The sequence below is a fragment of the Variovorax sp. PBL-E5 genome (genome assembly GCF_901827185.1).
GTDB lineage: Bacteria > Pseudomonadota > Gammaproteobacteria > Burkholderiales > Burkholderiaceae_C > Variovorax.
Genome location: NZ_LR594671.1, coordinates 490,837 through 509,506, shown reverse-complemented (window position 1 = coordinate 509,506; position 18,670 = coordinate 490,837). Strand labels below are relative to the sequence as shown.

Sequence of the window (18,670 nt, the reverse complement as noted above, 5' to 3'; positions counted from 1 at the left end):
CGGCCAGGGCACGCAGGATCATCCGTACAGGATCCCCGGGTTGACGCTGAGCACCTGACGCACGAGGGCTTCGTCGCCGGCCCAGTCCTCGAACATGGCCAGGAGCTGTGCGGCGTCGGGCGTCGGCGCTACGCGCAGATGCGGCCAATCGCTGCCCCAGACCAGGCGCTCGGGGTGGATCTCGATCATCTTCTGCTGGAACGGCCGGCCCCGCTGCCCATCGGTCGCGTTCAGCAGGTTGCGGTAGGCGCAGAGCTTGATCCACACCTTGCCCGATGCGAGCAGGTCGAGCAGCGTGCGAAAGCCGGGATCGTCGACACCGGCATTCACGTCGAAGCCGCCCATGTGGTCGATGACGACCGGGACGGGCAATTGCTTCAGCGCGTTGGCGATGTCTGGCAACGCCTGGCAGTCGGTCCACAGTTCGGCGTGCAGGCCGGCGTCTGCCAGCGCGGGCGCCAGCGCCCGCAGATCGTCGAAGGACGCACTGCCTGCGAAGTTGGCGCCGGCCCCGCTGCGGTGGCTGAAGCGCGCGCCGCGCACGCCCCGCGCGTGCAGGCCGGCGAGGGCCAGCGGACTGCCGGGGCGCACGACGACGACGCCACGCAGCGTGCGCTGTGCCGACAGGGCGTGCAGCAGCAACGAATGGTCGTCGCCATAAGCGCTGGGATGGACCAGGACACCGTGCGTGAACCCAAGCCGCGCGAGGAGCGCGCGGTACGCGGATTCGGTGGCCTCGGGCGGCGTATAGCTGCGCTCGGGTGCGAGCGGAAAGCGATCGTAGGGGCCGAAGAGGTGGGCATGGCAATCCCAGCGCTCGACGGCAGCGGCGGCGCTCACTTCGCGTCCGCGTGCTGCGGCAGCGCAAAGGCCGGCACGACGCCCTCGGGCAGCGGTATCTCGTGGCAGTTGAGCGTCATCGCGACCATCGTGTAGTAACCGATCAATGCCGTGAGCTCGACCACGGCACGCTCGCCGAACAGCGCCAGCGCCGTGGCGTAGGTCGGGTCGGAAACGGAGTTGTCGCGATTGAGTTCGACCGCGTAGCGATAGACCGCCGCCTCTTCGGGCGAAAGCCCGGGGGGTTCGCGCTCGGCAAGGAGCGCCTCGATGACGGCTTGCGGGACGCCGGCCTTTTCAGCCTCGGCGCGATGCGCATACCACTCGAAAGGGGAGTTGCAGGCTCGCCCCGTCGTGAGGATCGCGATCTCGGACAGCCGCGGCGGCAGCGTGGTGCCGTAGCGCAGCAGCGCGCCCAGCGCCTGCCACTTGTCGGCGAGTTCGGGGTTGTGCAGGGCCGCCCGCAGGGGCCCTTGGATCCTGCCGCGGGGGCCGGCCACGATCTTGTCGTGGACGGCGCGCTGTTCGGGGCTCATGAACTCAGGGGCGGGCAGGGAAATGCGTGGCATCGATGTGGTGTCTCCGATTCGTCGCCGCCTTCAACGCGGGGGCGACGCAGGCAAGCTTAGCGAGGAAGCCATGCTGCGCGTGCCTGCCCGGCGCAACGCTGCTATGCCAGCGACCGCAAGACTGATTAGGCCTTGAGGTACTCCGCCTTGCTTCCGAGCCAACGGTCGACATGCCGCTGTGCGAGTTCCGGATGACCGTCGAGCATCCGCGGCGCCAGTTCGCGCGCCCAGTCGAGCAGCATGACATCGGTGGCCAGGTCGGCGAAGCGCAGCAGCGGCGCGCCGGACTGCCGCGCGCCGAGGAACTCGCCGGGCCCGCGGATCTCGAGGTCGCGCCGTGCGATCTCGAAGCCGTCGCCGGTCTCCACCATCGCCTTCAGCCGCGCGCGCGCCGCCTCGCCGACACGGCCGCCCTCGTTCGGCGCATAGAGCAGCACGCAGGCCGATGCCGCCGCGCCGCGCCCGACCCGGCCGCGCAGCTGGTGCAGCTGCGAAAGCCCGAAGCGCTCGGCATGCTCGATCACCATCAGCGAAGCGTTCGGCACATCGACGCCGACCTCGATCACCGTCGTGCTGACCAGCACCTGCAGCCGGTTGGCCGTGAAGCTCTCCATCACCGCCTGCTTCTCGGCCGTCGGCATGCGCGAATGCAGCAAGCCGACGCCGACGCGCGGGCCGAGCGCGGCGGCCAGCTCGTCGCGGGTCTCGGTCGCGTTGCGCAGGTCGACCGCCTCGCTCTCCTCGATCAGCGGGCAGACCCAGTAGACCTGGCGCCCCTGCGCGAGCTGCGCCCGGATACGGTCGACGACCTCGTCGCGCCGGTGTTCGGCCACCAGCTTGGTGACGATCGGCGTACGGCCCGGCGGCAGCTCGTCGAGCGTCGAGACATCGAGGTCGGCGTAATAGCTCATCGCCAGCGTGCGCGGAATCGGCGTGGCGCTCATCATCAGCAGATGCGGCTCCAGCTCGCCCACGGCCTTGCCGCGCAACGCGAGGCGCTGCGCGACGCCGAAGCGATGCTGTTCGTCGATGATCGCGAGCGCGAGCCGTTGGAAGCGCACCTTCTCCGAGATCACGGCATGCGTACCGATCACCAGCGCCGCTTCGCCGCTCTCGACCGCGGCCGACATCGCATCGCGTTCCTTCTTCTTCTGGCTGCCGGTGAGCCAGGCGACGCGCAGCCCGCGCTCGGCCAGCAGCGGATCGAGCCAGCCGACCAGCTTGCCGAAATGCTGGGCCGCGAGGATCTCGGTCGGCGCCATCAAGGCGCACTGGTAGCCCGCATCGATGCAGCGCGCGGCCGCCAGCGCGGCGACCACGGTCTTGCCGGAGCCGACGTCGCCTTGCAGCAGACGGTGCATCGGAACCTCGCGCGCGAGGTCGCGCGTGATCTCCTCGCCGACACGGCGCTGGGCACCGGTCAGCGCGAAGGGCAGCACGCCCAGCAACTCGGCGTGCAAGGAGGCTCCGGACGCCCCCGCATCGAGGACCGGCGCGCGCTGCGCGGCACGCGCGCGGCGCGCCTGCAATTGCGACAGCTGCTGGGCCAGCAGTTCGTCGGCCTTCAGCCGCTGCCATGCCGGATGGCTGCGATCCTCCAGCGTGGCGAGCGCAACGTCAGGCGCGGGGTAATGCAGAAAGGACAGCGCGCGGCGCAGATCCCAGGCGCCATGCGGCGCCGTGCCGGCCGGCAGGGTCTCGTCGAGCACCGCGCGCGCCAGGCCCGAGCGCACCTCGCGCCGCAGCACCGGCTGGGCCAGCCCCGCGATCGTCGAATAGACCGGCGTCAGCGCCTCCGGCAATTCGGTGCCCGCGGCCTTGACCGCCGGATGCATCATCTGCCGCCCGAGAAAACCGCCGCGCACTTCGCCGCGCACGCGAACCCGCGCGCCCACCGCGAGCTGCTTCTGCTGCGAGGGATAGAAGTTGAAGAAGCGCAGCTGGCAGGTATCGCTGCCGTCGTCGACGGTGACGACCAGCTGGCGCCGCGGCCGGAACACCACTTGGCTCTCGGTGACCACCGCCTCGACCTGCGCCATGTCGCCGTCGCGCGTATCGGTCAGCCGCACGATGCGCGTCTCGTCCTCGTAGCGCATCGGCAGGTAGAGCGCGAAATCGACATCGCGCAGCAGGCCCAGCTTGCGCAGCGCCCGCTGCACCAGGCTCAGCCCCGTGCCCGGCGCGGGCGCCGGTGCGGGCTTTTCCGGTGTCGAAGGCTTGGCGGCGGCGGGCATGGGACAATTCTGGCACTTGGCACGGGTCCGTCCGACCCTCGAGCAGCATGCGAACCTTCACCCTCTCCGATTTCGACTTCGATCTGCCGCCCGAACGGGTGGCCCAGCATCCCGCCGCCGAACGCAGCGCCTCGCGATTGCTCGACGGCACCGGCCCCAGCGCGATCGACCGCATCTTCAAGGATCTGCCTTCGCTGTTGCGCGCCGGTGACCTGCTGGTCTTCAACGACACGCGCGTCGTCAAGGCGCGGCTCTTCGGCGAGAAGCCGACCGGCGGCAAGCTCGAGTTGCTGGTCGAGCGCGTATTGCAGGACAACGAGGTGGTCGCCCACATGAAGGTCAGCAAGAAGCCGCAGGTCGGCACCACGCTGACGATGCACGGCGGCTTCAACGCCACCCTGCTGGGCCGCTGGCCCGACGAAGACGGCGCACTCTTTCGCCTGCGCTTCGACAACGCCGCGAACGAAGATCCCTATGCGCTGATGGCGCGCTGCGGCCATGTCCCGCTGCCGCCCTACATCACGCACACCGACTCGTCCGACGACGAGCGCCGCTACCAGACAGTGTTCGCACGCGTGCCCGGTGCAGTCGCTGCACCGACCGCGGCGCTGCATTTCGACGAGGCCCTGCTCGACCAGCTCGAAGCGCGTGGCGTGCGGCGCGCCAGCGTCACGCTGCATGTCGGCGCCGGCACCTTCCAGCCGGTCAAGACCGAGAACATCGCCGAGCACGCGATGCATGCCGAGCGCTACGAAGTGCCCGAGGCCACGCAGCGCGCGATCGCCGAGGCCAAGGCGCGCGGCGGCCGCATCGTCGCGGTCGGCACGACCACCGTGCGCACGCTCGAATCGTGGGCCAAGAGCGGCGAAGCCCGCGGCGACACGCGCATCTTCATCACGCCCGGCTTCGCGTTCGCGCATGTCGACCTGCTGATCACCAACTTCCACCTGCCCAAGAGCACGCTCATGATGCTGGTCAGCGCCTTCGCGGGCTACGAGCACGTGATGGCGCTGTATGCCCATGCGATCCGCGGGCACTACCGCTTCTTCAGCTACGGCGACGCGATGCTGCTCGCACGACAACCCTGAACATGTTGAATTTCGAACTCCTCGCCACCGACCCCGCGAGCCATGCGCGGCGCGGCACGCTCACGCTCAACCACGGCGTGGTGCAGACGCCGATCTTCATGCCCGTGGGCACCTACGGCACGGTCAAGGGTGTGATGCCGCGCAGCCTCGAGGAGATGGGCGCGCAGATCATCCTCGGCAACACCTTCCACCTGTGGATGCGGCCCGGCCTCGACGTGATGGCGAAGTTCGGCGGCCTGCACGCCTTCGAGAAGTGGGACAAGCCCATCCTCACCGACTCCGGCGGCTTCCAGGTCTGGTCGCTGGGCGCGATGCGCAAGATCAGCGAGGAAGGCGTGAAGTTCGCCTCGCCGGTCAACGGCGACAAGCTCTTCCTCACGCCCGAGGTCTCGATGCAGATCCAGACCATTCTGAACAGCGACATCGCGATGCAGTTCGACGAATGCACGCCCTACGACATCGACGGCCAGGTCACGACCGAAGCCCAGGCGCGCCAGTCGATGGAGCTCAGCCTGCGCTGGGCACGCCGCTGCCAGACCGAGTTCGCCCGGCTCGAGAACCCGAACGCGCTGTTCGGCATCGTCCAGGGTGGCATGTTCGAGAACCTGCGCGAGGCATCGCTGGCGCAGCTGGTCGAGATGGATTTTCCGGGCTACGCGATCGGCGGCGTCAGCGTCGGCGAGCCCAAGGACGAGATGCTGCGCATCATGGCGCACACGCCGCACCGGCTGCCGGCGCACAAGCCGCGCTACCTGATGGGCGTGGGCACGCCGGAAGACCTGGTGGAGGGCGTGGCGCAGGGCGTCGACATGTTCGACTGCGTGATGCCGACCCGCAACGCGCGCAACGGCACGCTGTTCACGCGCTTCGGTGATCTCAAGATGCGCAACGCGCGCCACAAGAGCGATCCGCAGCCGATCGATCCGAGCTGCACTTGCCATGCCTGTGCGGGCGCGTCCGGCGTGCCATGGAACGAAGGCGGCCGCGACGGTTTCAGCCGCGCCTACCTGCACCATCTCGACCGCTGCGGCGAGATGCTGGGCCCGATGCTCACGACCATCCACAACCTGCACTACTACCTGAACCTGATGCACGAGATCCGCACCGCGCTCGATGCGGGGCGCTTTGCCGAATTCCGGGCGCAGTTCAAGGCCGAACGCGCACGCGGCGTCTGATCCGGATCAGAATCTTCGCCATGACCGCATCCACCACCTCCTCGGCTTCGGCGCGCTATCCATCGCTGTCGGGACGCACCGTGTTCATCTCCGGCGGCGCCTCCGGCATCGGCGAGACGCTGGTGCGCTTCTTCCATGCGCAGGGCGCGCGCGTCGGCTTCTGCGATCTCGACGCGGCCGCGGGCCACGCATTGGCAACCGAACTGGCCGCAACGAACGCACCGCTGTTCTGTCAATGCGACGTGACCGATGTGCCCGCATTCCAGGCCGCGATCGATGCCGTGCGCCAGCACTTCGGGCCGATCGCCGTGCTGCTCAACAACGCGGCCAACGACCGGCGCCACGAGATGGCCGATGTCACGAGCGACGACTTCGACCGTCTCGTGGCCGTCAACTTCAAGCACCAGTTCTTCGCCGCGCAAGCGGTCGCACCCGACATGCGCGCGCTCGGCGGCGGATCGATCATCAATTTCGGCTCGATCAGCTGGATGATCAAGGGCGCCGGCTATCCGGTGTACCAGGCCTGCAAGGCGGCTGCGCGCGGGCTCACGCGTTCGCTCGCGCGCGACCTCGGCAAGCAGAACATCCGCGTCAATTCGATCGTGCCGGGCTGGGTCATGACCGAGCGCCAGCTGCGCCTGTGGGTCAAGCCCGAATCGGAAGCGCAGATCGACGCGGCCCAGTGCCTGCCGGGCCGGGTGATGGCCGAGGACATCGCGAGCATGGCGCTGTTCCTCGCGGCCGACGATTCGAAGATGTGCACCGCGCAGGACTACGTGGTCGACGCCGGCTGGACCTGAGCCGGAAGCTCCGGCGCGCCCGGCGCATCGGCCGCCGTGCCGCAGGCATGGCAGAAGCGCGAGAAGGCGCTCTTGCGCGCCGTGCACACGCGGCAATGGTCGAACAGGCCGATGCCGCAGTGCGGGCAGAAATCGATCTCGGTGTTCTTCAGATCCACCGGCCGCTCGCAGCCCGGGCACACGCCCTTGGCCAGGCGCGCGAGCGCCGTGTCGTAGCCCAGTTCTTCGCGGCGCACCAGGTCCGGTTGCGCCTCGGCCAGCTTCTGGCGCGCGAGGTAGCGGTTGAGCGCGACGATGGCATAGCGCCCGACGAGCACGGTCAGCACGATGCCGACCACGTACCGGACATAGCCGCCATAGCTCGGCAGGTAGGGCACCAGCTCGACGAAGAAGGCGAACAGCGCGAAGTAGATGAAGCCCCAGACGAAGGGCCAGTACTGGCTCTTGCGCTTGCGCACGAACAGCCAGCCGGCGACGACCAGGAGCGGCAGCGTGAGCGCGAGGCGATAGCCGAACACGCGCAGCTCGACGCGGCGGTTCTCGGCCTCCAGCCGGACATTGGCCTCGTCCTCGAGCACCGCGAGCTTCTGTTGCGCCTGCTGCTGCGATTGCCGCGCATCGAGCGCGATCTGGTTCTGCGCGCCCAGATCGCGCTGGGCCTCGTCCTCCTTCTGCTTGAGCGCATCCAGCGCTTTGGTGCGCGCGATCAGTTCGCCATCCTGGTCCGGCTGCGCGGTGGCATGGCGCGTCGCGAGCCAGTTCGCGAAGGTTTCGCGCGCCGCGCGGCTGGCCTGTCGTGCGGCCGTGAGCTTCAGCTCGGCCTGTTCGCGCTCGGCCTGCTGCCCGCTGCGCTCGGCCGCGGTGATGGTGGCGCGCAAAGGGTCGGCGGCCGATCGATCGATGAAGTCCTTGGGCCCGAGCGTGCGCTCGACCCGTGGCAGATCGCCCACGATCGTGCTGCCGAGGCCGATCAGGAAGCCGGCGAAGGCCAGCGCCACCAGCCACAGACCGCGTCGAAACCATTTTTCCGAAAGCCGCAAGGACTTGCTCATCTCGTTCCTCCTGACAGGGATTGCATGACGGTGCGCGCTACAGGCCGAGCACCACCGGCGCGGCGCCGAGTCCGGCGCGCGGCAGCCATTCGAACACCGAGTCGGCCGTCACCGTTTCGATGCGATCGGCAAAGCGCTTCTCGTTCGGATGATCGTCGAAGGTGACGTTGGCCGCGCTGATGCGTCCGCCGAGCCGCGCGAGCGGGCCGAGCTTCAGCGTGGTCGGCTCGTAGCCCTTGAACTGCAGCCAGGCCTGCGCCTGTTCGCGCGTGCGGATGGTGGCGGGCTCCATGGCGGCGGCCATCGTCTCGATGGCCCACTGGTTCGACTGCTGGTATTTGCGGCCCCAGACATAGCTCACGATGCTGTAGGGCTCGACATGCAGCCGGGTGATGCGCGCCGGTGTCTCGTTGAGCGCGGCCAGCATCTGGGCCTGCACGGCCGGCGTCGGCACAGACCACGCGGTCTCGTAGCGCCAGGGATCGTCGAGGAAGAATTGGCCCAGCCCCTGGCGATAGACCTCGGCCACCGCAGTGCCGCACTGGTTGAGCTTGTGCACCACGCGCCACGGCCCCGCCTCGGTCTTGTAGGCCCATCCGACGTGCGAATAGCGCAGGCCGTACTTGCTCAGGTCCTGCCCGGCGCGGGCCAGCAGCACCACGCGCGCGCCGCTCGCATCGAGCGCCTCGGACGTGCGCTGTGCGAGCGCCATGCCCTTGGCGATCGCGGCGGCACTCGGCCTCACCTGCTCGCACGACCGGCCGGCGTGCGCGTTGAGCGGGAACAGGAAGATGCTCGCCAGGATCACGGCCGCCACCGTGGCGGTGATCTGCAGCGTCGTCTTCAGCAGACGCCGCGCTCGCGGCACGTGGGCCTGGGTCTCGGCCTCGTAGGGGCCGAAGTTGGTCGGGATGCGCTTCACGACAGCCTCTCGTCGTAGAGCAGTGCGCGGCCGATCGCGTTGGGGATGAAGGCCAGCACCTCGCCCGCCGCCGACAGCACGACGCCGGTGCCGATCACGCTGATCGCGACCGCCGAGCCGACGCCGACCGAAGCCGCATGGGCCGCGCGGCCCGTCAGCCGAATGCTGGCCCGCGCACCGTCCGAGGCGCGTTCGAGCACGTAGACCGTGCCCTCCTCCACGCTTTCGACGGCGACCACCGACAGCGCCGCGCCGCCGACCGAGAGCGCCGCAGGGAGCGCCACCACGGCGCCCGCCGCAGCCCCGGTCGCCGAGGCAGCGCCGACCACCGACGCGACCGGCATCAGCGAGAGCCCGACCGAGGCTTCGCTTTGCGCGTGGGCGCTGAGCGGTGCGACAAGGCTGCCGGCCGCGAAACACGCCGCCATCCAGACAGCCAGAGCGATGAGGGACTTGTTGATCATGATGCGGCCCCTCATTCGTCTTGTGCGGCTTCGAGGCGGCCTTCACGGCGCCCCTGCACGCGCGCCTCGGCAAGATCGGCCTCATGGCGATCACGCAGCGTCTTGGCGAGCGTGAACGCACTGCTGATCAGGAACAGCCAGCTGACGCCGAGGAAGGCACGGTAGGTTTCGCTGATCTCCATCCGCAGCAACCCCCAGCCGGTCAGCCCCATGGCGGTGAGGAAGCCGCCCCACACCACCAGCTTCCACATCGGCGTATCGCCGGCGCCGGGAATGGCGCCGCGCTGGCTGTCGCGCACAAACTTCGCCAGCACGAAGGCCGCCGACAGGCAGAACACGTAGCCCATCACCATGAACGCGCGCTCCAGCGTGGCGCCCGGCAGCCAGGCCAGACCGGTCGCGCAGAGGAAACCGGCGAGCCCGAACGAGACCCAGACCTGGGCCTGCCAGGCGCGCGTATCGCGCTGAATGGATGTGGCGAAAGATGAGGATTGCATGCGTGCCTCGCGGCGTAGTGAAGGAGCGCGAATGATGGTTCGCAGTCCGCCGCAAAGGTGCAGATAAGTGCACCGGTGGCGATCTACAACGCTGGCAGTATCCCTATTTGATACTCGAATGCAGCTGGCGCCGGGCCAGCAGGTCATCGCGCGTGAACGCCCGCTCGGTGCCCGCCAGACGGATCGCGATCAGTTCGAGCGCGTCCTGGGCCGGCGCGGGCGTCCCGGGCTGCAGGAAGATCATCGGTGTGGCCAGGCTGACCAGCACCAGCGTCCAGTTCAATCGCGGATGCGGCCGCCGGTGCTGCAGCCAGAGAAAGCATCCGCTGACAGCGAGACCGAGCGCGAAGCCCGCCACCACTTCGGATTTGGAATGCGCATAGAGCGCGAGCCGCGAGAGGCCGATGAGCATCGCGAACAGCAGGCCGAGCGAGGCCGCCGTCACGCGCACGCGGTGCTCCCAGTGCGAAGCCGTGAGCCAGCACGCGACCGGCCAGACGCTGGCAGACAGCGCCGTGTGGCCGCTGAAGCCCGTGAAGTTGAAGGTCGCGCTGCCGATGCCCCAACCCATGAACGCGATCTTGGATGCGGCGATCATGGCGCCGCCGAAACCGAACAGCAGGATCCAGATCAGCGCGGTCGGCCGGGTCTTGCGCCGAATGCCGAGCCACACCGCGATCCACAAACCGGCGGGCAGCAGGAATCCGCTGTCGCCGAACCAGGTGACGACCTGCCAGAACCCGACCGGAAACGGCAACGCCATCAGGTGCTCAGGAGTCCGCTCACGCGCGCCTGGAGCGCATCGGGCGCGACGTCGGCCGGCCGCATCGCGCTGCCGACGTGGAGCCCGACACGGCTGAACCAGCCGCGCCGGAACGGACGCACCATCGCCACGTTCTGCCCGCCGCGGACCTCGACGCGGCTGAAGTACGAACCCCAGAGGTTGGTCAGTGCCATCGGGACCGCGGGTACCTCGAGGCCTTGCGCCCGCGCGCCGTCGAGGATCTTCATCACGCCGCCCTTGAACGGCTGCAGCTGGCCGTCGCGCGTGATCGCGCCTTCGGGGAAGATGGCCAGCAGGTCACCCTCGCGCAGCACCTGCACGGCCTGCGCGAAGGCGGCTTCGTACGCCGCGGGGTCTTCCTTCTGCGGCGCGATCGGAATGGCCTTCGCCAGCCGGAACAGCCCGCCGAGCACGGGCACCCGGAAGATCTGGTGGTCCATGAGGAAGCGGATCGGCCGCGGGCTCGCCGCCATCAGCAACACCGCATCGATGAAGCTCACGTGGTTGCACACCAGCACTGCGGGCCCTTCGATCGGGATGTGCTCGCTGCCCCGGACGTCGAAGCGGTAGACGAAGCGCGTCAGCACCCAGGCCACGAAGCGCAGCAGGTACTCGGGCATCAGCATGAAGATGTAGAACGCGACCACGGCGTTGGCGATGCCGGTGAAAAGAAAGATCTGCGGCACGGTGAAGCCAGCCTTCAGCAGCGCGCCGGCAATGACCGCGCTGGCGATCATGAACAGCGCGTTGAGGATGTTGTTGGCCGCGATGATCCGCGCCCGGTGCGTGGCCTGGCTGCGCAGCTGGATCAGCGCATACATCGGCACGCTGTAGAGCCCCGCGAAGAGGGACAGCAGGCCGAGATCGGCCATCACATGCCAGTGCGCCGAGCGGCCGACGAAGGCACCGAGCCCCATCTCCGCCGAGGCAGGCAGCGCGCGCGAGGCGAAATACAGGTCGATGGCGAACACGCTCATGCCGATCGCGCCCAGCGGCACCAGGCCGATCTCCACCTGGCGCCGGCTCAGCGTCTCGCACAGCAGCGAGCCGATGCCGATGCCGACCGAGAACACCACCAGCAGCAGCGATGCCACCTGCTCGTCCCCATGCAGCACTTCCTTGGCGAAGCTCGGGAACTGGCTCAGGAACACGGCACCGAAGAACCACATCCACGAGATGCCGAGCAGCGAGCGGAAGACCACCAGGTTGCCGTGGGCGAGCTTCAGGTTGTGCCAGGTTTCGCTGACGGGATTCCAGTTGATTCGCAGGCCCGGGTCGGTGGCCGGGGTGCGCGGGATTGCCTGCGCCACGCCGCGCCCCGCCAGCGCCAGCAGCACACAGGCCACCGCCACCGCGGTATGGCCGATCTGCGGCACCGCGACCAGGAGGCCGCCGGCCACCTGCCCGAGCAGGATGGCGACGAAGGTCCCCATCTCGACCACGCCGTTGCCGCCGGTGAGTTCGTGCGCCTCCAGCACCTGCGGCAGGTAGGCGTACTTGACCGGACCGAAGAGTGTCGAATGCAGCCCCATCAGGAACACACAGCCCAGCAGCACCGCGGCATCCGCACGCATGAAGCCCCAGGCCGCGATCCCCATGATCACGATCTCGAGGTTCTTCACGAAGCGGATCATCTTCGTCTTGTCGTACTTGTCGGTGAGCTGGCCCGAGGTCGCGGAGAAAAGCAGGAAGGGCAGGATGAAGAGCGCACCGATCGCCAACCCCGCCATCGCCGGCGGCATCCAGCCGAGCTGGAGTTGGTAGGTCACCATCACCGTGAAGGCGAACTTGAACAGGTTGTCGTTGGCCGCGCCCGCGAACTGGGTCCAGAAGAAGGGTGCGAAGCGTCGCTGCCCCAGCAACGCGAACTGGTTGGCGTGCGCCGGCGCGTCGGGCGCGAGGACGAGGGAAGCGTCGGCAGGGATGGTCATGCGAATGCCCTTGCGGGTTCCTCAGGCCGTCACTGCGGCCGCGCCCGGATTGTGCCGCAGCGTCCGACGACCCATGGCCTGCAGTGCATGGAGCACGGGCAATCCCGCCAGCGCGGCCGTCAGATGCTTGAGCGTGTGGCCGGATACCAGCTGATGCGTGGCCTGGAAGATCGCGCCGTCCGAGAACTCGAAGAACTTCGCCAACGCATAGAAGAAGACCACCCAGCCGAGCCTGAGCCCGACCGCGCCATGCATCGGCCTGCCGAGCGCCAGCGTCAGCACCAGCGCCATGCCGCCGAACTGGACCAGTCCCCATGGCAGCATGTTGCCCGTCTCCTCGCAGACACCCACCGCCAGCAGCCCGGCCGCCAGCACGAACCACGCGGCCGGCCAGCCGGCGCGTGCACTGACCCGTTCGCAGACGGCGAAGCCGACCAGCCCCGCGAAGGCGACCGCCATGCCGGCGCGGTCCGCCGCCAGGCGCAGGTCGTCGGGCTGCAGGTGGTAGAAGGCCGAGCCGGCGGCGGTGAGGATCAGGCCGGCGAAGAACATCCAGGCGCAATCGAGGGCATTGACCGGCGGATGGACCATCGATGGCGGCAGCGGCACCGCATCCAGCACGTCTTCATGCGCCCGGTCGAGCCAGTGCAGCCAGCGCAGGCCCCAGAGCCCGATGACCAGGAAGGGCAGGTTGCTGAGCACATCCATCGCGTTCGGCAGCCCGTGCCAGGCCTGGGTATCGGCGAACACGGCCGGCGGCAGTTCGGTCGCTTGCAGATCCGGCCCGGCGACCGCAACCAAGGTCAGCAACGCGAACACGGACAGCAGGCCGCGCTCGCGGCGGGAAAGGGAAGACAGCAGGGACATGGCGGACTCCGTGGGGTGGCGGTGGGGCGGAATGTAGGTTGCCAACCCCCTCTCGGGCATCGAAAATCGATACGGAGCAATTTCCAACGCCCCTTGGTATCAACAGGCAATACTCTTCCCATGAGCACCACCGTCGACCTCGTCCAGGCCCTGAAGAACGAACTCAAGAATGCCCGCATGACCTATGCGGATCTCGCCAAGTCGCTCGACATGGCCGAGTCCAGCGTCAAGCGCATGCTCGCCAAGGGCGACATGCCGCTCACGCGGGTCGACGCGATCTGCCGCGCACTCAAGATCGATTTCGCCGAACTCGCCCGCCGTGTGGCCGACGATCAGCCCTTGCTGAAGGAGCTGACGCTCGAGCAGGAAAATGCCGTGGTCAAGGACAAGAAGCTGCTGCTGGTGGCGATCAACGTGCTGAGCCAGTGGACGCTGGAGCAGATCGTCACCGCCTACCGGATCAGCCAGGCCGAGTGCATCGGCTACCTGGCCCAGCTCGACCGCATCGGCATCATCGAGCTGCGTCCGCTGAACCGCTACCGCCTCAAGCTGGCCAAGACCTTCCGCTGGCGCCCGCATGGCCCGGTGATGGATTTCTTCCGCGAGAACGTGGTGCTCGACTACTACAAGGGCGGCTTCGACGGGCCGGCCGAAGGCCTGCTGCTGGTCCACGGCTCGATCAGCCGCTCGCTGGCGCCCGCCTTCCTCGAACGCCTGCAGCGCGTGGCCCAGGACTTCGCCCAGCAGCACCAGACCGACCAGAAGCTGTCGCCCAAGGAACGCGAGGGCTATACCTTGCTGCTCGGCATGCGCAACTGGGAATTCGAGCTTTTCACGCGCCTGCGCCGGGCTTGAGCGGGTCGCCCACATGATTCAAGAAACCGGTTTCTGCGCTGGACTACCGATCGCAGAAAAGCGGATGATCCCCACCATCCCACCGATGGCGCAAACTCCCATGAACGCTCAGGTGAATCGCCGAAGGCGATTCGGTCACTGCATCGTTGTTGATCAATCGCCGACTGGAGAGCCGCCGCGGCACGCGGCGCTCCGAAGGAGCAAGCCCGCTGCGGGTCGCACGCGGGTGAATCTCTCAGGTACAAGGACAGGGGAGCGGCAGTCTGAACCCCGGGTGAAGGCCGCCATCCGCGCCGCCACCCGCCGTTCGTGCCATCCCCAAAGGATACGGACATGCGCGTGATTGTTCTGGGCGCCGGCCTGCTCGGCGTCGCATCGGCCTACTACCTGCAACAGCTGGGCCACGAGGTGACGGTGGTCGACCGGCACGCGAGCCCCGCGGCCAAGGCGCGCGGCCGCGTGAACCGCCATGAGGAAGGCGCCGCAGCGCAGCCGGCGGCACTGTCCTCATCCCCTGCCGGCACGAAGCGCAAGGAATCGGCGCTGTACAGCCGCCTGCGAAGGCACTTGGCCCGGCTGCTCGACCGTGCCATCGGCGAACGCCGCAAGTCCGATCCGTTCGAGCATCTCGTTCGCCTGGCCGCCTACAGCCGCGAAAGCGTGCGCGCGCTGAGCGACGAAGCCGGCATGCCCCAGAGCGCGCGCACCGCAGGCCTGCTGAGCCTTTACACGGACGCTGCCGCTTTCGAGGACCGCACGGCCCGCGCCGCGCACTGGAACAGGCTGGGCTGCGAAGAACGCCTGCTCTCGCCCGAGGACGCGCTGCGCATCGAGCCGGCGCTGCAGGCGATGCGCATAGGCCTCGCCGGCGCGGCCTATACGCAGGACGACCCGGCGCGCGATCCGGCCCAGTTCGCGGCCAGCCTCGTCTTCCTGTGCCGCGCGGCCGGGGTCCGCTTCGCGATGAAGCACACGGTGGTGTCGCTGCACGAGCGCGAGGGCCGCATCGACCACGTCGAACTGCGCGATGCCGGCGGCCGGCCCACGGCCATGCGCGCCCAGGCCTATGTGCTCGCGCTCGGCGCGGCCGGCGCGCCGCATGCGCAGCAACTGGGCATCGCGATGCCGCTGCGCCACCTGCGCGAGTACATCGTCACGATGCCGATCAAGGATGCCGCCCGCGCTCCGCGCGTAACCCTGCGGGACCGCCAGGGCAAGCTGCGCATCACGCGCATCGAGACGCCGGCGGGCGATTCCCTGCGGGTCTCGGGCTTCGCGCGCGACCGCCTCGACGAGGAAGGCGAAGCCGACTCCGATCGCTTCGACGCCATCCTGCGCCGCTTCGAGCAGTTGTTCCCCGGCGCCGCCGACACGGCGCACGCCACGCTCGAAACCGTCGGGCATGCGGTGAGCCGGAACGGGCTGCCCATGATCGGCAAGACGCGGCTGCCCAACCTGTTCCTCAACACCGCGCCCGGCGCGCATGGCTGGGTGCACGTCTGCGGCGCCGGCAAGTCGATCGCCCGGATCATGAGCGGCCTGCGGCCCGAACTCGAGTTCGCCTTCCGCGGCATGTAGGCCGGCGCAGGCCGCCTCGCGCTCAATCGGCGCCGATGAAGACCGTCAGCACGCCGGTGTAGCCGTACAGGTGATGCCGCGCGATCTCGCCGGCCGCGAAGAAGCCGACCAGCGGCACGTCGCCGAGCGCATGCCGCACGATCTGCAGCTCCGCGCCGGGCGCGCCGAAATGCGGGCCGCCGCGGCCGGAGCAGCTCACGTACACCGCGCCCGCGATGCGGCGTGCGGGATGGGGCGCGGCCTCGGCCTCGCCGGCCGCGACCGCGCGCGCCGTCGCCAGCGTCTGCTCCTCGGGTTCGAGTTCCTCGCGGATCTCGGCACAGACACGCATGAGATCGGCGCGCGCCGCCTGCGCATTGCGGCGGCAGAAGGTCATGCGCATGCCGGCTTCGGCGACGTCGGCGATCGCCACGCCGCGACGCGTCGGATCGAGCCCGATGATGTGCCGCACCAGCACGTCGGCGCCCAGGTCGCCGGTGCGCCGGATGCCGTCGCTGCCCGCATCGGCGAGACCGACCAGCGTGGCGCGCACCGCGTCGATCGCCTGCTGCGGCATGTCGAGCGACACATGCAGATCGGCCAGCAGCACGTCGAGCGCCGGTTCGCCGTCGAGCTTGAGCAGCAGGTTGCCGTCGGCTTCGGTGATCTCGCGTTCGCGCGACACCGGCTGACAGCCCTGCGTGACGCGCGAGACCAGCCGCACGCCTTCGCCGAACACCACGCCCGAGAGGCCGCCCGAGAACACGCCGCCCGCCGCGCCATGGCCGCGGATGTTGCCGTTGCCGCCGATGGCGAACTGCAGGGCGCCGCCACGCCCCGACGACAGACCGCCGAACAGATAGCCGGTGTCGGTGCGCCCGGCCATTTCCGCGATCAGCTCGGTGAGATCCTGCGTGGCGGGGTCGGCATGCACGAGCGCCGTGTGCGGCGCAAAGCCGCTCGTCTCGGAACTGGCCAGAGGCGCGACGCCGGAGAACACGCGGTACTGGTCGCTCGGCAGCTGGCACAGCATCACGCTCAACGCGGGTTCGTCGAAGTACTCGGCATTGTTGGCCGCCACGCCCACGCCCACCGTGCCGGACCAGTCGGTGATCTCGGGCAGCTCGGCGCCGAGGTGATCGAGGATCTCCTGCGCATCGGCCGCGTAGTGGTCGGTGATGTAGAGCAGGCCCAGCGTGGGTGCGCGTGCGTAGTCGGGCAGCGCCATCTGCGCGCGCAGCTGGGCGAGCACGAGCCCGGCCGCCATGCGCCACTGCGGATGGGTGGCATGACCGGAGGGAAACAGTTTCATGGCCTCGGCTTTCTCTGTCTGGTCCGTTCGACCTCTTCGTCAGCGCTTGCGCGCCGCCGGCCTGGCTGCGGCGGATGGCTTCTTCGCGGCGGCCGCGGGCGTCTTGCGTGCCGGCTTGCCGGGTGCGGCGCCCATGGCCTTGCCGACCGCATCGGCCAGCGGCTGGGCCATCGCGGGCACCTTCAGCTGGGAGGCGTCCTGCAAGGCCGAACTCGCGATCTGCTGGAACTGCTGCGTGAGCGCGCCCCACCATTGCAAGGGGTCGACGACGCCGGCGGCGTCCGGTGCTGACGCGGCAGCAGCCGGCTTCCGGGGGTGCTCGGTGTGCTTCGCTTCAGCGGCCGGCGCTTCCTCGGCCTTCGCCTCGGGCGCTGCCGCCGGCCGCGGCGCCGGGGCTGCTGCAGGCGATGGCGATGGCGCGGCAGCCTGCCGCGTGAAGACGCTCGCGAGATCTTCCATGCGCACGTTCATGCCGCGCAATGTCGAGAGCGTCATCTTCTGCACTTCGAGCGCCTGGATCGTGGCCTTGAGCGCATGGCCGTTCTGCTCCAGCCAGTACTGCACGGTCTTGAGTTCCTGGATGCGCTTGTCGACCTCTTCGACACTCAGCGTCGGTGCCACCCAGCTCGACAGGCTCGGCAGGCCCGGCACCGCGCTCGGGCCGGCCGATGCGCTGGCGCCCGCAAGGTTCTTGAGGAAATCGAAGCCCGGAACGAACTGGCTGAAGGCAAAGGGTTTGCTCGCATCGCTCATGGGAGATCTCCTGGCAGGTGGTTCTTGTGCAGGCAGCTTACTCCAAGGCATGGCGATTTCGAGACCCTCACTTCATGTGCATGTGATCGTGCGCCGACGCCCCGGCATCCGCGCCCGTGCCCACCGGCAGCTGGACCTCGAGCGAGCTCGATGCGCCCTTGGCATCCTCGAAGCGCAGCGTCATCGGCACGGTTGTGCCCTTCACCAGCGGCTGCTTCAGGTCCATCAGCATCACGTGGTAGCCGCCGGGTGTCAGCTCGACCGTCTTGCCGGCCGGCAGCTCGAGCACCGGCATCGCGCGCATGCGCATCGTGTCGCCGTCCATCTTCATCTCGTGCACTTCCGCCACGCCGGCCGCGGGTGTCGACACGCCGACCAGCCGGGCGCCCGTCGGCGCGGTGAGTTTCATGAAGGCGCCGCTGCCGCTCTGGCCCGGAACGGATTGCCGAACCCAGCCGTCGCGCACGTCGACCGTGGCCACGCCGGCCGCCACCACCTCGAGCCTGGCCGCGGGGTTCTCCAGCCCGGCGGTCGAGCTGCCCGAGGCCGGCACCTGCGCCCAGTCGGCCTGCCCCACGTCGCAGGTCTGCAGCACCTTGAACCACAGCACGCCGGGCTTCGCGGGCACCTTGCCGCGCAGCACGAACTCGGCATGCTCGGCCGTAGGCACGGCGGTGCCCGGCGACTCGGCGCTCCAGCGGACTTCGCCGGCCGCGCGCTGCACGTCGAGCTTCCATCCCGGCCGCGCCTGCGCATCGGCCAGCACGAAGCCGGCAGGCAGGCGCACGGCGATGCCGCGGGTCGCGGTGGCGTCCTTGCAGGCATGGCCGACACGGAATGCGGCGGTGTAGTCGCTGCCCACGGTGGCGGCACCCGGCGGCAGGGTCACGTGGGCCATGGCGCCGCCGGCGCCGGCGGCGAGGGCGCATGCGGCAAGGGTCTTGAGAAGGGATGAGGAGGTCATGAGCGT

18 protein-coding genes and 1 riboswitch are annotated in these 18,670 nt (G+C 69.0%); of the genes, 5 read left to right on the top strand and 13 right to left on the bottom strand.

Annotated elements, in window-relative coordinates; translation table 11 throughout:
* Positions 1-18: 18 nt before the first annotated feature.
* The 3 genes from WDLP6_RS02480 to recG form a co-directional block, all read right to left on the bottom strand.
* Positions 19-840 carry an amidohydrolase family protein gene (locus WDLP6_RS02480; protein WP_162591074.1) on the bottom strand — a complete coding sequence of 274 codons (822 nt, stop codon included), beginning with the start codon at positions 838-840 and terminating at the stop codon, positions 19-21.
* The gene (locus WDLP6_RS02475) at positions 837-1,409 is read right to left on the bottom strand and encodes a carboxymuconolactone decarboxylase family protein (RefSeq protein ID WP_162591073.1); all 573 of its coding nucleotides are present in this window, start codon (positions 1,407-1,409) and stop codon (positions 837-839) included. Before WDLP6_RS02475 ends, WDLP6_RS02480 begins: the two co-directional genes overlap by 4 nt.
* A gap of 125 nt (positions 1,410-1,534) precedes the next feature.
* Entirely contained in the window at positions 1,535-3,643 is a 2,109-nt protein-coding gene (gene recG / locus WDLP6_RS02470) for an ATP-dependent DNA helicase RecG (protein WP_162591072.1), read from the bottom strand.
* A 47-nt stretch (positions 3,644-3,690) separates the two neighbouring features.
* On the opposite strand from recG, the gene queA reads away from it, so the two are divergent.
* Genes queA through WDLP6_RS02455 form a run of 3 tightly spaced genes read left to right on the top strand, consistent with a single transcriptional unit; the run spans position 3,691 to position 6,706 of the window.
* Positions 3,691-4,731 (top strand): tRNA preQ1(34) S-adenosylmethionine ribosyltransferase-isomerase QueA, encoded by a 1,041-nt coding sequence (gene queA, locus WDLP6_RS02465; protein WP_162591071.1) that lies wholly within the window; start codon positions 3,691-3,693, stop codon positions 4,729-4,731.
* 2 nt (positions 4,732-4,733) lie between these two features.
* Positions 4,734-5,906: a tRNA guanosine(34) transglycosylase Tgt gene (gene tgt, locus WDLP6_RS02460; RefSeq protein ID WP_162591070.1), complete on the top strand. Its 1,173-nt coding sequence runs from the start codon at positions 4,734-4,736 to the stop codon at positions 5,904-5,906.
* A gap of 20 nt (positions 5,907-5,926) precedes the next feature.
* The gene (locus WDLP6_RS02455; RefSeq protein WP_162591069.1) at positions 5,927-6,706 is read left to right on the top strand and encodes an SDR family NAD(P)-dependent oxidoreductase; all 780 of its coding nucleotides are present in this window, start codon (positions 5,927-5,929) and stop codon (positions 6,704-6,706) included.
* Here WDLP6_RS02455 and WDLP6_RS02450 read toward each other — a convergent pair.
* The 7 genes from WDLP6_RS02450 to WDLP6_RS02420 all read right to left on the bottom strand — a co-directional run bounded on the left by WDLP6_RS02450 (position 6,679) and on the right by WDLP6_RS02420 (position 13,223).
* Complete coding sequence (locus WDLP6_RS02450; protein ID WP_162591068.1) at positions 6,679-7,758, bottom strand: zinc ribbon domain-containing protein; 1,080 nt, start codon at positions 7,756-7,758, stop codon at positions 6,679-6,681. The genes WDLP6_RS02455 and WDLP6_RS02450 overlap by 28 nt on opposite strands.
* A 37-nt stretch (positions 7,759-7,795) precedes the next feature.
* Positions 7,796-8,587 (bottom strand): DUF2145 domain-containing protein, encoded by a 792-nt coding sequence (locus tag WDLP6_RS02445; RefSeq protein WP_162594941.1) that lies wholly within the window; start codon positions 8,585-8,587, stop codon positions 7,796-7,798.
* 89 nt (positions 8,588-8,676) lie between these two features.
* Positions 8,677-9,144, bottom strand: a complete 468-nt coding sequence (locus tag WDLP6_RS02440) for a hypothetical protein (RefSeq protein WP_232076940.1) — start codon at positions 9,142-9,144, stop codon at positions 8,677-8,679.
* 11 nt (positions 9,145-9,155) lie between these two features.
* Positions 9,156-9,641, bottom strand: a complete 486-nt coding sequence (locus WDLP6_RS02435; protein ID WP_162591067.1) for a YiaA/YiaB family inner membrane protein — start codon at positions 9,639-9,641, stop codon at positions 9,156-9,158.
* 103 nt (positions 9,642-9,744) lie between these two features.
* Positions 9,745-10,404: a phosphatase PAP2 family protein gene (locus WDLP6_RS02430; protein ID WP_162591066.1), complete on the bottom strand. Its 660-nt coding sequence runs from the start codon at positions 10,402-10,404 to the stop codon at positions 9,745-9,747.
* A complete protein-coding gene (locus WDLP6_RS02425; protein ID WP_162591065.1) occupies positions 10,404-12,356 on the bottom strand; it encodes an MFS transporter in 1,953 nt (650 codons plus the stop codon). The genes WDLP6_RS02430 and WDLP6_RS02425 overlap by 1 nt, the downstream gene beginning before the upstream one ends.
* A gap of 21 nt (positions 12,357-12,377) precedes the next feature.
* Positions 12,378-13,223, bottom strand: a complete 846-nt coding sequence (locus tag WDLP6_RS02420) for a hypothetical protein (protein ID WP_162591064.1) — start codon at positions 13,221-13,223, stop codon at positions 12,378-12,380.
* A 120-nt stretch (positions 13,224-13,343) separates the two neighbouring features.
* On the opposite strand from WDLP6_RS02420, the gene WDLP6_RS02415 reads away from it, so the two are divergent.
* Entirely contained in the window at positions 13,344-14,078 is a 735-nt protein-coding gene (locus tag WDLP6_RS02415) for a helix-turn-helix domain-containing protein (protein ID WP_162565620.1), read from the top strand.
* A 153-nt stretch (positions 14,079-14,231) separates the two neighbouring features.
* Positions 14,232-14,339, top strand: a riboswitch (glycine riboswitch).
* Positions 14,340-14,411: 72 nt separating this feature from the next.
* Positions 14,412-15,656, top strand: a complete 1,245-nt coding sequence (locus WDLP6_RS02410; protein ID WP_162591063.1) for an FAD-dependent oxidoreductase — start codon at positions 14,412-14,414, stop codon at positions 15,654-15,656.
* A gap of 22 nt (positions 15,657-15,678) precedes the next feature.
* Here the strand turns inward: WDLP6_RS02410 and WDLP6_RS02405 are convergent, their stop codons facing one another.
* From WDLP6_RS02405 to WDLP6_RS35440, 3 genes are all read right to left on the bottom strand, one after another.
* The gene (locus WDLP6_RS02405; RefSeq protein ID WP_162591062.1) at positions 15,679-16,947 is read right to left on the bottom strand and encodes an FIST signal transduction protein; all 1,269 of its coding nucleotides are present in this window, start codon (positions 16,945-16,947) and stop codon (positions 15,679-15,681) included.
* Between the two features lie 39 nt (positions 16,948-16,986).
* Positions 16,987-17,700: a PhaM family polyhydroxyalkanoate granule multifunctional regulatory protein gene (locus WDLP6_RS02400; protein WP_162591061.1), complete on the bottom strand. Its 714-nt coding sequence runs from the start codon at positions 17,698-17,700 to the stop codon at positions 16,987-16,989.
* 67 nt (positions 17,701-17,767) lie between these two features.
* Positions 17,768-18,664: a copper chaperone PCu(A)C gene (locus WDLP6_RS35440; RefSeq protein ID WP_162591060.1), complete on the bottom strand. Its 897-nt coding sequence runs from the start codon at positions 18,662-18,664 to the stop codon at positions 17,768-17,770.
* Between the last annotated feature and the right edge of the window lie 6 nt (positions 18,665-18,670).

What these genes read in the sequence shown, in the direction of transcription:
- WDLP6_RS02475 (WP_162591073.1), bottom strand. Translation starts at nt 1,409, where the DNA reads ATGCCACGCATTTCCCTGCCCGCCCCTGAGTTCATGAGCCCCGAACAG.
- recG (WP_162591072.1), bottom strand. Translation starts at nt 3,643, where the DNA reads ATGCCCGCCGCCGCCAAGCCTTCGACACCGGAAAAGCCCGCACCGGCG.
- queA (WP_162591071.1), top strand. Translation starts at nt 3,691, where the DNA reads ATGCGAACCTTCACCCTCTCCGATTTCGACTTCGATCTGCCGCCCGAA.
- tgt (WP_162591070.1), top strand. Translation starts at nt 4,734, where the DNA reads ATGTTGAATTTCGAACTCCTCGCCACCGACCCCGCGAGCCATGCGCGG.
- WDLP6_RS02455 (WP_162591069.1), top strand. Translation starts at nt 5,927, where the DNA reads ATGACCGCATCCACCACCTCCTCGGCTTCGGCGCGCTATCCATCGCTG.
- WDLP6_RS02450 (WP_162591068.1), bottom strand. Translation starts at nt 7,758, where the DNA reads ATGAGCAAGTCCTTGCGGCTTTCGGAAAAATGGTTTCGACGCGGTCTG.
- WDLP6_RS02440 (WP_232076940.1), bottom strand. Translation starts at nt 9,144, where the DNA reads ATGATCAACAAGTCCCTCATCGCTCTGGCTGTCTGGATGGCGGCGTGT.
- WDLP6_RS02435 (WP_162591067.1), bottom strand. Translation starts at nt 9,641, where the DNA reads ATGCAATCCTCATCTTTCGCCACATCCATTCAGCGCGATACGCGCGCC.
- WDLP6_RS02430 (WP_162591066.1), bottom strand. Translation starts at nt 10,404, where the DNA reads ATGGCGTTGCCGTTTCCGGTCGGGTTCTGGCAGGTCGTCACCTGGTTC.
- WDLP6_RS02425 (WP_162591065.1), bottom strand. Translation starts at nt 12,356, where the DNA reads ATGACCATCCCTGCCGACGCTTCCCTCGTCCTCGCGCCCGACGCGCCG.
- WDLP6_RS02420 (WP_162591064.1), bottom strand. Translation starts at nt 13,223, where the DNA reads ATGTCCCTGCTGTCTTCCCTTTCCCGCCGCGAGCGCGGCCTGCTGTCC.
- WDLP6_RS02415 (WP_162565620.1), top strand. Translation starts at nt 13,344, where the DNA reads ATGAGCACCACCGTCGACCTCGTCCAGGCCCTGAAGAACGAACTCAAG.
- WDLP6_RS02410 (WP_162591063.1), top strand. Translation starts at nt 14,412, where the DNA reads ATGCGCGTGATTGTTCTGGGCGCCGGCCTGCTCGGCGTCGCATCGGCC.
- WDLP6_RS02405 (WP_162591062.1), bottom strand. Translation starts at nt 16,947, where the DNA reads ATGAAACTGTTTCCCTCCGGTCATGCCACCCATCCGCAGTGGCGCATG.
- WDLP6_RS02400 (WP_162591061.1), bottom strand. Translation starts at nt 17,700, where the DNA reads ATGAGCGATGCGAGCAAACCCTTTGCCTTCAGCCAGTTCGTTCCGGGC.
- WDLP6_RS35440 (WP_162591060.1), bottom strand. Translation starts at nt 18,664, where the DNA reads ATGACCTCCTCATCCCTTCTCAAGACCCTTGCCGCATGCGCCCTCGCC.